This window comes from Falsiroseomonas sp. (genome assembly GCF_051859025.1).
Classification (GTDB): Bacteria; Pseudomonadota; Alphaproteobacteria; order Acetobacterales; family Acetobacteraceae; genus Falsiroseomonas.
In genome coordinates, this window is sequence record NZ_JBHYGL010000032.1 from 1 (window position 1) to 13,013 (window position 13,013).

At 70.9% G+C, this 13,013-nt stretch carries 16 protein-coding genes; 8 read left to right on the top strand and 8 right to left on the bottom strand.

Going from position 1 to position 13,013, the window contains the following annotated elements; genetic code table 11:
• Positions 1-112: 112 nt before the first annotated feature.
• The 5 genes from ACTIE5_RS20990 to ACTIE5_RS21010 are packed head-to-tail and all read right to left on the bottom strand — an operon-like array spanning position 113 to position 5,244.
• The gene (locus ACTIE5_RS20990) at positions 113-1,507 is read right to left on the bottom strand and encodes a dipeptidase (RefSeq protein WP_439551675.1); all 1,395 of its coding nucleotides are present in this window, start codon (positions 1,505-1,507) and stop codon (positions 113-115) included.
• A gap of 2 nt (positions 1,508-1,509) precedes the next feature.
• A complete protein-coding gene (locus ACTIE5_RS20995) occupies positions 1,510-2,001 on the bottom strand; it encodes a CinA family protein (protein ID WP_439551676.1) in 492 nt (163 codons plus the stop codon).
• The gene (locus ACTIE5_RS21000) at positions 2,001-2,459 is read right to left on the bottom strand and encodes a phosphatidylglycerophosphatase A family protein (RefSeq protein WP_439551677.1); all 459 of its coding nucleotides are present in this window, start codon (positions 2,457-2,459) and stop codon (positions 2,001-2,003) included. Before ACTIE5_RS21000 ends, ACTIE5_RS20995 begins: the two co-directional genes overlap by 1 nt.
• Positions 2,456-3,289, bottom strand: coding sequence for an alpha/beta fold hydrolase (locus ACTIE5_RS21005; RefSeq protein ID WP_439551678.1), 834 nt, complete (start codon positions 3,287-3,289; stop codon positions 2,456-2,458). The genes ACTIE5_RS21000 and ACTIE5_RS21005 overlap by 4 nt, the downstream gene beginning before the upstream one ends.
• Positions 3,286-5,244 carry a transglycosylase SLT domain-containing protein gene (locus ACTIE5_RS21010; RefSeq protein WP_439551679.1) on the bottom strand — a complete coding sequence of 653 codons (1,959 nt, stop codon included), beginning with the start codon at positions 5,242-5,244 and terminating at the stop codon, positions 3,286-3,288. The genes ACTIE5_RS21005 and ACTIE5_RS21010 overlap by 4 nt, the downstream gene beginning before the upstream one ends.
• Positions 5,245-5,370: 126 nt before the next feature.
• Between ACTIE5_RS21010 and dapA the strand changes: the two genes are divergently transcribed.
• The 5 genes from dapA (at position 5,371) to ACTIE5_RS21035 (ending at position 9,194) form a co-directional block, all read left to right on the top strand.
• The gene (gene dapA, locus ACTIE5_RS21015) at positions 5,371-6,249 is read left to right on the top strand and encodes a 4-hydroxy-tetrahydrodipicolinate synthase (RefSeq protein WP_439551680.1); all 879 of its coding nucleotides are present in this window, start codon (positions 5,371-5,373) and stop codon (positions 6,247-6,249) included.
• Between the two features lie 28 nt (positions 6,250-6,277).
• Positions 6,278-6,763: an SsrA-binding protein SmpB gene (smpB, locus tag ACTIE5_RS21020; RefSeq protein ID WP_439551681.1), complete on the top strand. Its 486-nt coding sequence runs from the start codon at positions 6,278-6,280 to the stop codon at positions 6,761-6,763.
• 242 nt (positions 6,764-7,005) lie between these two features.
• Positions 7,006-7,875, top strand: coding sequence for an alpha/beta hydrolase family protein (locus ACTIE5_RS21025; RefSeq protein WP_439551682.1), 870 nt, complete (start codon positions 7,006-7,008; stop codon positions 7,873-7,875).
• Between the two features lie 97 nt (positions 7,876-7,972).
• A complete protein-coding gene (locus ACTIE5_RS21030) occupies positions 7,973-8,644 on the top strand; it encodes a sulfite oxidase-like oxidoreductase (RefSeq protein WP_439551683.1) in 672 nt (223 codons plus the stop codon).
• Positions 8,637-9,194, top strand: coding sequence for a glutathione peroxidase (locus ACTIE5_RS21035; RefSeq protein WP_439551684.1), 558 nt, complete (start codon positions 8,637-8,639; stop codon positions 9,192-9,194). Before ACTIE5_RS21030 ends, ACTIE5_RS21035 begins: the two co-directional genes overlap by 8 nt.
• Positions 9,195-9,362: 168 nt before the next feature.
• On the opposite strand, the gene ACTIE5_RS21040 is transcribed toward ACTIE5_RS21035, so the two are convergent.
• Genes ACTIE5_RS21040 through ACTIE5_RS21050 form a run of 3 tightly spaced genes read right to left on the bottom strand, consistent with a single transcriptional unit; the run spans position 9,363 to position 11,348 of the window.
• On the bottom strand, positions 9,363-10,031 hold the full coding sequence (locus ACTIE5_RS21040; RefSeq protein WP_439551685.1) for a hypothetical protein: 669 nt from the start codon (positions 10,029-10,031) through the stop codon (positions 9,363-9,365).
• 19 nt (positions 10,032-10,050) lie between these two features.
• Positions 10,051-10,719 (bottom strand): uracil-DNA glycosylase, encoded by a 669-nt coding sequence (locus tag ACTIE5_RS21045; RefSeq protein ID WP_439551686.1) that lies wholly within the window; start codon positions 10,717-10,719, stop codon positions 10,051-10,053.
• Positions 10,716-11,348, bottom strand: a complete 633-nt coding sequence (locus ACTIE5_RS21050; protein WP_439551687.1) for a LabA-like NYN domain-containing protein — start codon at positions 11,346-11,348, stop codon at positions 10,716-10,718. Before ACTIE5_RS21050 ends, ACTIE5_RS21045 begins: the two co-directional genes overlap by 4 nt.
• 77 nt (positions 11,349-11,425) lie before the next feature.
• On the opposite strand from ACTIE5_RS21050, the gene folK reads away from it, so the two are divergent.
• From folK to ACTIE5_RS21065, 3 genes are all read left to right on the top strand, one after another.
• A complete protein-coding gene (gene folK / locus ACTIE5_RS21055) occupies positions 11,426-11,944 on the top strand; it encodes a 2-amino-4-hydroxy-6-hydroxymethyldihydropteridine diphosphokinase (protein WP_439551688.1) in 519 nt (172 codons plus the stop codon).
• 179 nt (positions 11,945-12,123) lie between these two features.
• On the top strand, positions 12,124-12,519 hold the full coding sequence (rpoZ, locus tag ACTIE5_RS21060) for a DNA-directed RNA polymerase subunit omega (RefSeq protein ID WP_439551689.1): 396 nt from the start codon (positions 12,124-12,126) through the stop codon (positions 12,517-12,519).
• Between the two features lie 88 nt (positions 12,520-12,607).
• Positions 12,608-13,013: HD domain-containing protein (locus ACTIE5_RS21065; RefSeq protein ID WP_439551690.1), on the top strand; the 406-nt coding region annotated here is incomplete at its 3' end.

Below are 13,013 nucleotides of genomic sequence, written 5' to 3' on the forward strand. Positions count from 1 at the left end.
GAGGGGGGCACTTCGGCCCCCCTCCCTTTCTGCATGTAAACTCCTGGCGGGGTCCGGGGGGCGCCACGCCCCCCGGCGGGGGTGCGGGGGCAGCGCCCCCGCGCGGCGCCCCCTACGCCGAGGCCAGCCGCGCCAGCAGCCGCGCGTGGCTGCGCGTGCCCTGGTGGAAGCACCGCATGTCGAACTTCTCGTTCGGGCTGTGCACCTGGTCGTCCTCCAGCCCGAAGCCCATCAGCACGGTGTCGAGGCCGAGGACCTCCTTCATGGAGGACACGACCGGGATCGAGCCCCCGCAGCCGATCATGGCGGCGGGCTTGCCGTATTCATCGGCCAGCGCCGCGCGGGCGGCGTGGATGAAGGCGCTGTCGGCGGGCACCTCGATCCCCGGGCTGGCGCTGCCGCCCTGGAAGCTGGCGGTGGCGTCGGCGGGCAGGCGGGCGTGGACGAAAGCCTTGAAGGCGTCGAAGACCTTGTCGTGGTGCTGGCCGGGCACCAGGCGGAAGGTGATCTTGGCGTGCGCCTCGCTGGGGATCACGGTCTTGCTGCCGGGGCCGGTGTAGCCGCCCCAGATGCCGTTGATGTCGGCGGTGGGACGTGCCCAGAGGCGCTCCAGCGCCCCGCGAGACTTCTCCCCCACCGGCACGGAAAGCCCGATGGCGCCGAGGAAATCGTGCTCCGAGAAGCCGAGCGCCTGCCACTGCGCGCGCAGTTCCGGGGAGACTTCCGGGATGCCGTCATAGAAGCCCGGCAGCTGCACGCGGCCTTCGCTGTCATGCAGGTCGCCGAGGATCTTCGTGATGAGGTTGTTCGGGTTCAGCGCGCTGCCGCCATACATGCCGGAATGCAGGTCCCGGTTCGCGGCCTTGATGTCGAGCTGCACGAAGACCATGCCGCGCAGGCGGGTGGACAGGGCAGGGGTGTTGATGTCCCACATCCCCGTATCGCTGATGATGGCGACATCCGCCTTCAGCTCCGCGCTGTTCGCCGCCATGAAGGGCGCGAGGTTGGGGGAGCCGATCTCCTCCTCGCCCTCGATCACCGCGGTGATGGCGCAGGGCGGGCCGCCGGCGATGGCGTGCCAGGCGCGCATCGCCTCGATCCACATCAGCGTCTGGCCCTTGTCGTCGACCGCGCCGCGCGCGACCACCCGCTTGCCATGGGGGCCGTCCACGATCACGGGCTCGAAGGGCGGGCTGGTCCAGAGCTCCAGCGGGTCCGGCGGCTGCACGTCGTAATGGCCGTAGTAGAGCAGGTGGGGGGCCTTGGCGCCGCCAGCGGGCCCCGGATGATGCGCGACCACCACGGGGTGCTTCGGCGTCTGGCGGAGCGATGCGGTGAAGCCGATGGCGGTCAGCTGGTCCCGCACCCATTCGGCGGCGCGGACGCAATCCGCGGCGTGGTCGGGCTGTGCGCTGATGGAGGGGATGCGCAGCCATTCCACCAGGCGCCCCACCGCGGCGTCGTGGTCCGCGTCGATCGCGGCCAGCAGCTTGTCGGTCAAATCCATCACTACACTCCGGTCTTCAGGCGTCGGATCAGGGCGAAGGCGGCGGCGACGGTCGCGGCGCGGATCGCCGCGCGATCGCCGGGAAACACATGGCGTTCCACCAGCGTGAGCGACTCATTGGCGGCGCCAATGAACACCAGGCCCACGGGCTTTTCCGTGGAACCCCCGCCAGGCCCCGCGATGCCGGTGCAGGACACGGCGATGGTGGCGCCGGACCGGGCGCGGGCCCCTTCCGCCATGGCATGGGCCACGGCTTCGCTGACCGCGCCCACGGCTGTGATGGTGGCGGGCGGCACGCCGAGCATGCTGGCCTTCGCTTCGTTCGAATAGGTGACGAAGCCCGCCAGCACGGTGGCGGAGGAACCGGGCACCGCCGTCAGTGCGGCGGCGATCAGGCCGCCCGTGCAGCTTTCGGCGGTGGCCAGCGTCTCCTCCGCCGCTTGCAGTTCCGCCAGCAGCGCGGCGGCATCGTCCAGCGTGGTGTCGGGCAGCATCAATCAAGAATCCCCGGATAGAAGCGGGTGAAGGCGAGGAGTCCCGCGGCGCCGATCAGCCCCGCGAGCACATCGTCCAGCATGACGCCAAGCGGCCCTGGCTGTGCGTCCGCCCAGGAGATGGGCCAGGGCTTCACGATATCCAGCGCCCGGAACAGCGCGAAGGCCAGGAACACGCCCGGCAGCGTCGCTTCGGGCAGGGCGGCGAGCACCAGAAGCATCCCCGCGCCCTCATCCGCCACGAACCAACCGGGGTCTTCCGTCCGCTCGTCCAGCACCTGGGTCGCGGCCCAGTAGCCCGCGATGGCGATCACGACGGCAAGGCCGAGGCACCAGGCCGGCCCCGCCAGCGCCAGCGGCAGCACCACCAGGCTGCCCCAGGTGCCGGGGCCGGGGCGCAGCCGCCCGGCGCCGCCGAGCGTCGCGACCAGGGTTGCCACCCGCTGGGCCGGCGTCACGCAATGCCGTCCAGGAAACGGTCCAGCGCGGCGACGGCCAGCGGTTCCTCCAGCGTGGGGCAATGGCCCGTGCCGGGGATGTTCACGAATTCCAGCCGGGGATGCTCGTCCCGCATGCGCTGCGCGGTTTCGGCGGAGAGCAGTTCGGACAATTCCCCCCGCAGCAGCAGCGTCGGCGCATGGGCCAGCGCGCCGAAGGGGCCCCAGAGGCTCGGCAGCGTGCCGCCGGCCGACATGGCCTGGGCGATGCGGATGTCCCAGCGTGGATGCCAGCGGCCGTCATCGCCGCGCGCATAGGTGCCGGCGGCCATGCGGCGCCAGCCTTCCTCATCGATCGTCAGCGGCGGCAGCACGCCCTTCAAATGTTCCACGCAGCGTTCCAGCGTCGGCAGCGCGGGATCGCGGGCGACGAAGTTCTGGACGTGGTCGAGCCCCACGGGTTCCAGCACCGGCCCCACATCGTTCAGCACGGCGCCCGCGATGGCGCCGGGCCGCAGCACCGCCATCACCATGGTCAGGATGCCGCCGAAGCTGGTGCCGACGAAGACCGCGCGGTGGCAATGCAGCGCCGCCATGGTGTCCAGCACGTCGCGCAGGCTTTCCTCGATGGCGTAGCGGGAAAGCTGGTCGGGCCGCGCGCTCTCCCCATGCCCGGCATGGTCCAGGCAGAGAACCCGACGCTTGCCGCCATGGCGCGCCGCCAGCGTGGCGAAATCGTCGGAAGTCCGCGTGATGCCGGACAGGCAGAGGATCGGCGTTCGCGCCGGGTCTCCGGGAAAATCCTGGGCGGAGAGGCGCAGCCCGTCCCGGGCGTTGAAGAAAACCCTCACGGCCTGCCCTCCAGCAGCGCGGCCAGCGGATGCGGCAGCCCCGCCGTGTCCTGGTTCTTCGCGCGGTACACGACGACATTCTCGATCACGCGCTGCACGTAGTTCCGCGTCTCGCTGAAGGGGATCTGCTCGATCCAGTCGCGGATATCGGGGCCGGAGGCCACGCGCGGATCGCCATAGGTGCCGAGCCAGTCATCGACGCGGCCCGGACCCGCATTATAGGCCCCCGCCGCCAGCGGCATCGCGCCGCCGTAGCGCGCCAGCATGTCGTTGATGTAGGCGCTGCCGAGCCGCATGTTGTGGCCCGCATCCGTCGTCAGCATGCCCAGTTGGTGGGGAATGCCGAGCCGGCGCGCCACCTGCGCCGCGGTGGAGGGCAGCAGCTGCATCAGCCCCCGCGCATTGGCGGACGACACCGCGCTCAGGTCGAAATTGCTCTCCTGCCGCGTGATGGCGTTCACCAGCGCGGCCTCCGCCCCATTTGGCGGCGCGGGGTAGGGGGCCGGCCAGCCATCCTCCAGCAGGATCACGCCATCGGCGCCCGCCCGGCGCGCCACCCAGACGGCGTGATCGGGCCGCCGGATCGCCACCGCCAGCCGCGCGATCAGCCAGCGATCCGCCGCATCCGGCGCCAGGTCCTCCATCCGCAGCAGGAACACCCGCGCGCGGTCGGACTGGCCGAGATCGGCCAGGGTGATGACGGCCCGCGCCATCTCCCGCCCGATGAAATCGGTCGCGACCTGGGTGGACGGGGCAGGGGAGGGATGGCCCGTGATCCGCGCGCTCATCGCCGCCGGGGCCTCACCCAGTGCCAGGCTGGCGAGCTGGCCGTAATAGGCAGTCGGCAGCGAAGCGGCCTCCGCCCATTGGGCGCGGGCCTCCGCCATGCGGTTCTGCGCGGCCAGAGCGAGGCCCTGCCAATAGGCGCTCCGGGCGCGGGTGATGACGGAGACGCTGCCCTCCGCCACGCGCGCGAAATGGCGCTGCGCGCTGGCGGCGTCACCCAGCCGCCGCAGGGCGATGAAGCCCGCCAGGAACTCACCCTCCTGCCGCGCCTCGCCGGGTTCGGCCTGGCCATGGCCGGCGGCGACGCGATAGGCGTTCGTCGCATCGCCGAGGCGCAGCAGCTTGCGGGCCAGGATCTGCCGTTCCTGCCAGATCCAGCGCGCGGCCTCCGGCGCCAGGTCCCGCTGCAGGGGCTCGGCGGCGATCCAGACGGCGGCGGCCTCCGCATCCCGGTCCTTGCGGCGGAGCATCCGGGCGCGGTCATGCGCCACGCCGATGTCGCGCGCCCGCGCATCCCCCTCGCGATCCGCGCGGAAGGCGAGCCGCGCTTCCGCGATCGCGCGGCGGGCGGGGTCCAGGCGCGGCATGGTGCGGCCGGCGGGGGTGGCCTGGTTCTCCCAGATGAGGCGGTCCACGCGGCGCCAATGGTCATCCGCGGTCAGGATGGCTGCGTTGCGGTCCAGGAAGGTGGCCTCGGTCGCGGCATCGGCGGGACCGTCCCGCCAGGCGGCGCGCAGCATCGGCACGGCCTGGGCCGCCTGGCCGCTATTCGACAGTGCATTGGCGAAGCGCTGCGCCCCATCCAGCGTGCGGGGCGGGTTGCGGGTGAAGTGGCGCAGCACGAGCGCGTCATCGGCCTCCGCTACCAGCAATTCCTCGGCGCGGCGGGCGATGGTCTCGGGGAAGGGCCAGGCGGGGTTCTCCTCCAGCCAGGCCAGAATCTCCCGCGCGCTCGCCCCCGAGCCGCGGGCCTGGATGCGCCACCAGGCGACGAGTTTGCGCGCCAGCGGGTCCGCGGCCAGCGCCACGCTCTCGGCCTCCAGGAACCGGTTCTGCTGCGCGGCGGCCAGGGCCTGGCGGCCGGCGACGCGCGCCCCCTCGCTCGCCCAGGGCTGGGCGGCGGCCGGAAGCGGGAGGAGGAGGGGCAGGAGGATCAGGATGCGGCGCATGGGCCGGGACCATAACCCGAAGCGGCGGGGATTCCCCAGGGGGAGGTGGGTGTCCCGTCCGACCTTGCTCCGGCGCGGCCGCGCCACTAGGTTCCACGCCCCACACGAGGCATGGATAGAAGCAAGATGTTCAGGGGATCGCTGGTCGCGCTGATCACGCCCATGCAGGCCAACGGGTCCCTGGACGCGAAAGCCTTCTCCGACTTCGTCGAATGGCAGATCGCCGAGGGCACCCAGGGCATCATCCCCTGCGGCACCACCGGCGAAAGCCCGACACTGTCCCACGCCGAGCATCACCAGGTCGTGGACCTCGCCATCAAGGCGGCCGCCGGGCGCATCCCGGTCATCGCCGGCACGGGCAGCAACAGCACGGCGGAAGCGGTGGAACTGACGCGCCACGCCAAGGCCGCCGGCGCCGATGCCGCGCTGGTGGTCACGCCCTACTACAACAAGCCGACGCAGGAAGGGTTGTACCTGCACTTCATGGCGATCGCGGATGCCGCCGACCTGCCCATCATCATCTACAACATCCCCCCCCGCAGCGTGATCGACATGACGGTCGAGACGATGGCGCGGCTGGCGAAGCACCCGAACATCGTCGGCGTGAAGGACGCGACCGCGAACCTGACCCGCCCGCTGCACACCCGCGCCGCCTGCGGCCCGGATTTCTGCCAGCTGAGCGGTGAGGACCATACCGCGCTCTCCTACCTGGCCGCCGGGGGCCATGGCTGCATCAGTGTCACCGCCAACATCGCGCCGCGCCTTTGCCGGGAGATGCACGATGCATGGGCCGCCGGGCGCGTGGCGGAAGCCATGGCCATCCAGGACCGCCTGGTGCCGGTGCATGACGCGATGTTCTGCGAAACCTCCCCGGGGCCGGTGAAATACGCCGCCAGCCTGCTCGGGCGTGGCACGAACCATTGCCGCCTGCCCCTCGCGCCGACATCCGATTCCACCAAGGCGCGCGTGCGCGCCGCGATGACGGGAGCAGGGCTGCTGAACTGAGCGCCCCGCGCCCAGTCGCCCGTACAATATGGCGGAACCCCGCAAGAAAGGCCTGATCAGCCACGGCATCGCCTCGCAGAACCGCAAGGCGCGCTACGACTACAAGATCGGAGACACCGTCGAAGCCGGCCTGCTGCTGGTGGGGCCGGAGGTGAAAAGCCTCCGCGCCGGCCGCGCGACCCTGTCCGAGGCCTGGGCTGGAGAGCGGGAAGGGGAGATGTGGCTGTTCAACGCCTACATCCCTGAATGGCAGGCGGGCAGCTTCGTCGCGAATTTCGAACCGCGCCGGCCGCGCAAGCTGCTGCTGCACAAGAAGCAGATGGTGCAACTGGCCAGCGCCATCGCGCGGGACGGCGTAACCCTGGTGCCCATGCAGATCCACTTCAACGATCGCGGCATGGCGAAAGTCCTGCTCGGCGTGGGCGAAGGCAAGAAGAATCACGACAAGCGCGCCGCCATCGCGGACCGCGACTGGCAGCGCGACAAGGCGCGGCTGATGCGGAACCGGGGGTAGCGTTGGTGGGCCTCGGAGAGGGGCGCTGCCCCTCTCCGAACCTCTCCCCGCGAAGGGGCAGCGGCCCCTTCGAACCCCCATCACCCATCGATCCAAAGCCCGGGGTCCAGGGGCCGGCTGGCCCCTGGCGGGGAAGGGGTACGGGGAAGGGGCGGAGCCCATTCCCCGGGCCACCGGCGCCAGCCCCTCGACATCCCCGCCCCATCGGCGCCACGCTCGCCCCGCTGATCCCGGGGGCGTGCATGCGGCTGGCAGGTGTGGTTCTCGCGCTGGTGTTGGCCGGCTGTGCCGCAATGCCGATGGGGGCGCCGCCAGGACGGCAGGAGACGCACAGCGTCCCGGTCCCGGGCGCTTTCCAGACCATCGTGGTGAAGCTCTGCCGGCCTGGCGTGCCGGGCGTGGTGCCCTTGGCCGTCATCAACCACGGATCGCCCGCCCAGGCTTCGGAACGGGCGACGGCGCGGCTGGCGGATTGCGGATCGGAGGCCGTCACCTGGTTCACCCGTCGCGGCTTCGCCGTGCTGCTGCCGCTGCGGCGTGGCTATGGGGAGTCGGGCGGCGATTGGGCGGAGGGTTACGGCCGCTGCTCCGACCCCTTTTACGCGGCGGCGGGGCGGGAGACGGCGCGGGACATCCGCACTGCGATCGATTTCGCCATCGCCCTGCCGGACATCCGGCCGGAGGGTGTGCTGGTGGTGGGGCAGTCCGCCGGCGGCTGGGGCGCCATGGCCTTGGCGGCGGAGGACCCGCCCATGGTCGGCGCCTTCGTCAGCATGGCGGGCGGGCGCGGCGGCTGGGCGCAGGGGCGGCCCAACACCAATTGCCGGCCGGAACGCCTGGTTTCCGCGGCCGGGGAGTATGGGCGGGCGGCCAGGCTGCCGATGCTCTGGGTCTATACGGCCAATGACAGCTTCTTCGACCCCGATCTGGCGCTGGCCATGCACCAGGCCTTCACCGCGGCGGGCGGGGCGGCGGAGCTGGAGGTGCTGGGCCCCTTCGGGCGCGACGGTCATTCCCTGTTCTTCGGCCCGGGCGGCAGCGCCGCCTGGGGCCCGGTGGTGGAGGCCTTCCTGACCGCGAATGGATATGCATCGCGTTCTGCGACACGCTGATGGCATCGGGCTTGCCAGGCGTTCTGCGACACGCTGATGGCATCAGGCTTGCATCCAGCCGGCGCAACGACAAGTAACGCCGCCGAGGAGCAACGAGATGGCAGAAGAGGACGACGTCCCGCTGGCCGGCAAGGTCCGGGACAAGCTGGTGGCGGCCAAGCAGGGCTGGGCCCGCGATGGCCGCCTGCTGACCGGTACGACCAGCACGCCGGAACGTGACCGCCTGCCGCCGGGCCAGCGCCTGGTGAATGATTTCCCGGTCCTCGACCTCGGCGTGCAGCCCGATGTGAACCGGGCCAATTTCCGCCTGCGGGTGGAGGGCCTGTGCGCCGCGCCGCTGCGCCTCACGCTCGATGAATTCATGGCCCTGCCGCAGCAGGAAAGGGTGAACGACATCCACTGCGTCACCCAATGGTCCCGCTACGACAATTCCTGGCAGGGCGTGCCGGTGCCGGACCTGCTGGCCATGGCGCGCGTGAAGGATGAGGCGCGCTTCGTCTCCCTGACCAGCTATGACGGCTACACCACCAATTTGGCGATGGAGGATTTCGTCAGGCCGGAGAACCTCTTCGCCCATGCCTGGGCGGGCGCGCCGCTGGAACGCCAGCATGGCGGCCCGGTGAGGCTCGTGGTGCCGCACCTCTATTTCTGGAAGAGCCCGAAATGGATCACCCGGGTGGAATTGCTGCGGGAGGACCGCCCCGGCTTCTGGGAGGTGCGCGGCTACAGCAACCGGGGCGACCCGTGGCAGGAGGAACGGTATGCGTGAGGTATCGAGACGTGTCCTGCTGGCGGCGCCGCTCCTGATGGCGACCCAGGCGGAAGCCCAGCCGTCGCAGACCGCCTTCGACTTCACGCTGGACAGCCTGGAGGGTGGCAAGCTGCCGATGGCTGATTTCCGCGGCCGGGCGATGCTGGTGGTCAACACCGCCAGCTTCTGCGGCTTCACCCCGCAATACGCCGCGCTCCAGCGGCTGCATGACCGGTATGAGGCGCGGGGTTTCCTCGTGCTCGGCGTGCCGTCGAACGATTTCAACCAGGAAAGCCGCGATGCCGCGCGCATCAGGGAATTCTGCGAGACCACCTACGGCATCACCTTCCCGATGGCGACGCTGACCAGCGTGCGCGGCCCGGCGGCGCATCCGCTGTTTGCCTGGCTGGCCTCCCGCGCCGGCGGCCCGCCGCGGTGGAATTTCCATAAATACCTGGTGGGAAGGGATGGGCGGTCGGTGCGGGCGTTTCCGACTAGCACCGAGCCGGACAGCCCCGTCCTGACCCGAGCGGTGGAAGCGGCGCTGGAGGGCAGGCCTCTCGTGTAACGAGGCGCCGCAACTCTCTGCCGTCACCTCCGTTGTTGCGGCATCAGCAACGGAGCGAATCCCATGAACAGCATCGTCTACATCGTCGGCGCCGTCGTCATCGTCCTGGCCATCCTGAGCTTCCTCGGTATGCGGTAGCTTGACGGGGCGGCGCGCCGCGTCGCCCTTTCACCCCGCGCGCGATGCGTCCCAGCGCCGCTGCGCCCAGCCAGCGCGCCACCAGGCGGCAGCGGCACCGCCCAGGGCGGAAATGGACAGGATGATCGCCGCTGTCACGACCGGCGAGGCCTCCAGCAACGCCGCGACCGCGCCCGCGGCATCGATGATGGTCACCATCAGGAACAGCCCGCCGACACCGCCGGCCATGCCGCCGATCACCAGGGCCTTCAGCGCCTCATGCACCGCGCGGCGCCGGCGTGTCGGCCGCCGTGCCTGGGTGAAGCCGAACACGGCGCCGGCCAGCGCGGGCGCCCCGACAGCCAGGGGCAGAAGTTTCCAGAGTTCGCGCGCCTGCTCCTCCGGCAGCGACAGCGCGAGCAGCAGGTAGGCCAGGGCCCCCGCCGGCACGGCCAGCCCGCCCAGCAGCATCGCCTCCTTCGCCGCATCGAACCAATCGGCGCGCCGCGCGGCGGCGAGGTCCGCGGCCAGCGCCGCCAAGCCGTCCCGCAGTGCCTCCGGTTCTTGCGGCCCGCCATCCGGCCGGCGCGGCCAGGCGCGCAGCATAGCTTCCGTCGCGCGGCGCTCCTCGGCCGGGGCCAGCGCATCGATCGCGCGCAGCAGCGCGTCGGCCTCGGGCCCGAAGGGGGAAGGGCGGCCCTGCCGCAAATCCTCGAACAAGCGCGCGGCTCCGGATCGGCTACGCGATGCGGCCTATCACATCGGCGGTTACCGCTTCGAACATCTCCGTCGTCAGGCGGCCGGTATTCGTATTGTAGCGGCTGACATGATAGCTGTCCGCCAACAGCCGGCCATCGGGCAGCGCATGCACCGCGCCATGGGCGAATTTCAGCCGCGACATCGGCATCCCATAGGCCTTGAGCAGAGCGTTATGCGCCACCAGCCCCAGCGCGATGATCGCCCGCAGCTTCGTCAGCTGTGCCAGCTCCGCCTTCAGGAAGGCGTTGCAGGTGGTGATCTCGGCCGGCGTGGGCAGGTTCTGCGGCGGCACGCAGCGCACACCATTCACGATCCGCACGCCCTTCAGGGTCATGCCGTCGCGCGGATCCTCCCGGTATTCGCCCTCGGCCAGGCCGTATTTCAGCAGCGTGGCATAGAGCAGCTTGCCCGCATGGTCCCCCGTGAAGGGGCGCCCGGTCCGGTTGGCCCCGCGCACACCAGGCGCGAGGCCGAGCACCAGCAGCTTCGCATCCCGCCCGCCCCAGCTCGGCACCGGCGCGTTGTGCCAGCCAGGCTCCTTCGCCCGGTTCTCCAGCCGATAGGCCACCAGGCGGGGGCAGAGCGGGCAGTCCCGCGATGGCTCTGCCGCGTCCCGCGATGGCTCCGCCGCGTCCAGGGCAGGCTTCACTCCGGCAGGTCCGCCACCGGGTCGCGGAAGGGCTCGGCCGGCGTGGCGCGGGGGCGTTCGGGGGCGCGGGGGGCGGGCACCATGCGCGGGCGCGGGTCCAGCTGCCGGCGGGTGATGTCGGGCGCCAGGTCGGCCAGGTCGATGAACTGGTCCGCCTGGCGGCGCAGCTCATCCGCCACCATGCCGGGCTGGGTGCGGATGGTGGACAGCACGGAAACGCGCAGCCCCTGCTGCTGCACCGCCTCCACCATCCTGCGCAGATCGCCATCCCCGGCCACGATCACGACATGGTCGAGCCGCGGCGCGAGGGTCATGACATCGACCACCATCTCGACCTCGATATTCCCCTTCACCCGGCGCCGCCCCGCGGCATCGGTGAATTCGCGGGCGGGCTTGGTGACGACGCTGTAGCCATTGTAGCCCAGCCAGTCGACGAGGGGCCGCAGCGGCGAGTATTCGTCATTCTCCAGCAGCGCCGTGTAGTAGGACGCCCGCATCAGCCGGCCATGCCGCCGGAAGAAGCCGAGGAGGTTCTTGTAATCGACGTCGAAGCCGAGGTTCCTGGAGGCGGCGTAGAGATGCGCGCCATCAACGAACAGGCCCAGCCTCTCCTGAGAATCGAACTGCACCGGATGATCTTTCGCTCAAAGAGGGTGGAAAATACCGGAAGACGCCGGCAGCGCCACCGTTGCGGTTCAGGAAACCCATGAAGTTGATCATCATTGCCATCGGCGCGAACCTGCCCGGGCCGGACGGCGCCCCGGCCATCGAGACCTGCCGCCGCGCCGCCACCGCGCTGGATCGCCTGCCGGGCTATCGCCTGGCCGCCCTGTCCCGCTGGTTCGCGACGGCGCCGGTACCGCCCTCCCCATCCTCCCCGGATTATGTGAACGGGGTGGCATTGCTGGGGCGGATGGGCAGCGGGGATGTGGCGGATGCGCCGGCGGCGCTGCTGGCCGCGTTGCAGGCAGTGGAGCAGCGTTTCGGCCGGGTCCGGCCCTTCCCCAATGCCCCGCGGACCCTCGACCTCGACATCATCGGCATGGATGGGCTGGTGCGGGATGCGCCGGACCCGGTGCTGCCGCATCCCCGGGCGCATCTGCGCGCCTTCGTGCTCGCGCCGCTCTGCGACGTGGCGCCGGGCTGGGTGCATCCGCGCTTCCGCGCCACCGCCGCCGCGCTGCTGGCGGCGGTGGGGGAGGAGGGGACACGGCCGATCGCCTGACGGTCCCGCCCCCCGCCTTGGCCCTGCTGCCCGGCCTGGCGTTTGCATGAACCCCGCTTGCATCCGGCGGCCCGGATGGCTAGATCGGAGGTTCACCAGAGGCGGGGAGGGGTCCGTCCGTGCGCATCCGCGCCCGGACAGGCCCTGCTCACCCCGCGGTTTACTGAACTGGAGCCGCCATGGCACGCGTCACGGTCGAGGATTGCATCCTTCGGGTGCCCAACCGCTTCGAACTGGTGCTGCACGCAGCCCAGCGCGCCCGCAACATCAGCCGGGGCGAGGACCTGACGATCGAGCGGGACAACGACAAGAACCCTGTCGTGGCCCTGCGTGAGATCGCCGAGGAAACCGTCGATCTCGGCCTGCTCCAGGCCGACCTGGTCAAGTCCCTGCAGCGCGCGCCGGAGCCGGAGCCCGCGGAGGAGGAGGTCCTCGACCTCATCGCCACCGACGAGAACATCTTCGGCGTCATGGACGTGAACGAGGAACAGATCTCCGACGGCGCCGGCCTGGAAGACCTCTCCGCCGACGACATCGAGGCGGCGATCGCCGCCGAACTCGGCGGGAAGCGCTGACCGCGAAAGCCTGCCGCGGGGGCAGCACCCCCGCGAACCCGGCAACGGTCCCCACCCCGGCGCAGCCGGACCAAGGGGAAGGCCGGGCATGAACGCGCCCGGCCCGCATCCCAACTTCGCGCCCGAGGGCCTGGCCGCCGGCATCTCCGACAGCACCGGCGCCGATCTGGCGCGCGATGTCGTCGCCTATGACCCCCGCGCCGACGCGGCCACGATCGAGGCCGCCTACGCCACCGCCAAGGCCGCGCATGAGGGCCAGAAGCGGGACAATGGCGACCCGTACATCACCCATCCCGTCTCCGTCGCGCGCATCCTGTCGCAATACCGCCTCGACAGCGCCTCCATCGTCACGGCGCTGCTGCATGACGTGGCGGAGGACACGAAGGTCGGTCTTGCCGACCTCGAAAAGCGCTTCGGCAAGGAAGTCGCGCGGCTGGTGGATGGCGTCACCAAGCTGACGCGCCTCGAACTGCAATCCGAACGCACCAAGCAGG

Bases quoted from the DNA above. Each gene is read 5' to 3' on its own strand.
- ACTIE5_RS21030 (WP_439551683.1), top strand. From the start codon at position 7,973: ATGGCAGAAGAGGACGACGTCCCGCTGGCCGGCAAGGTCCGGGACAAG.
- ACTIE5_RS21010 (WP_439551679.1), bottom strand. From the start codon at position 5,244: ATGCGCCGCATCCTGATCCTCCTGCCCCTCCTCCTCCCGCTTCCGGCC.
- ACTIE5_RS20990 (WP_439551675.1), bottom strand. From the start codon at position 1,507: ATGGATTTGACCGACAAGCTGCTGGCCGCGATCGACGCGGACCACGAC.
- dapA (WP_439551680.1), top strand. From the start codon at position 5,371: ATGTTCAGGGGATCGCTGGTCGCGCTGATCACGCCCATGCAGGCCAAC.
- ACTIE5_RS21025 (WP_439551682.1), top strand. From the start codon at position 7,006: ATGCGGCTGGCAGGTGTGGTTCTCGCGCTGGTGTTGGCCGGCTGTGCC.
- folK (WP_439551688.1), top strand. From the start codon at position 11,426: ATGAAGTTGATCATCATTGCCATCGGCGCGAACCTGCCCGGGCCGGAC.
- ACTIE5_RS20995 (WP_439551676.1), bottom strand. From the start codon at position 2,001: ATGCTGCCCGACACCACGCTGGACGATGCCGCCGCGCTGCTGGCGGAA.
- rpoZ (WP_439551689.1), top strand. From the start codon at position 12,124: ATGGCACGCGTCACGGTCGAGGATTGCATCCTTCGGGTGCCCAACCGC.
- smpB (WP_439551681.1), top strand. From the start codon at position 6,278: ATGGCGGAACCCCGCAAGAAAGGCCTGATCAGCCACGGCATCGCCTCG.
- ACTIE5_RS21035 (WP_439551684.1), top strand. From the start codon at position 8,637: ATGCGTGAGGTATCGAGACGTGTCCTGCTGGCGGCGCCGCTCCTGATG.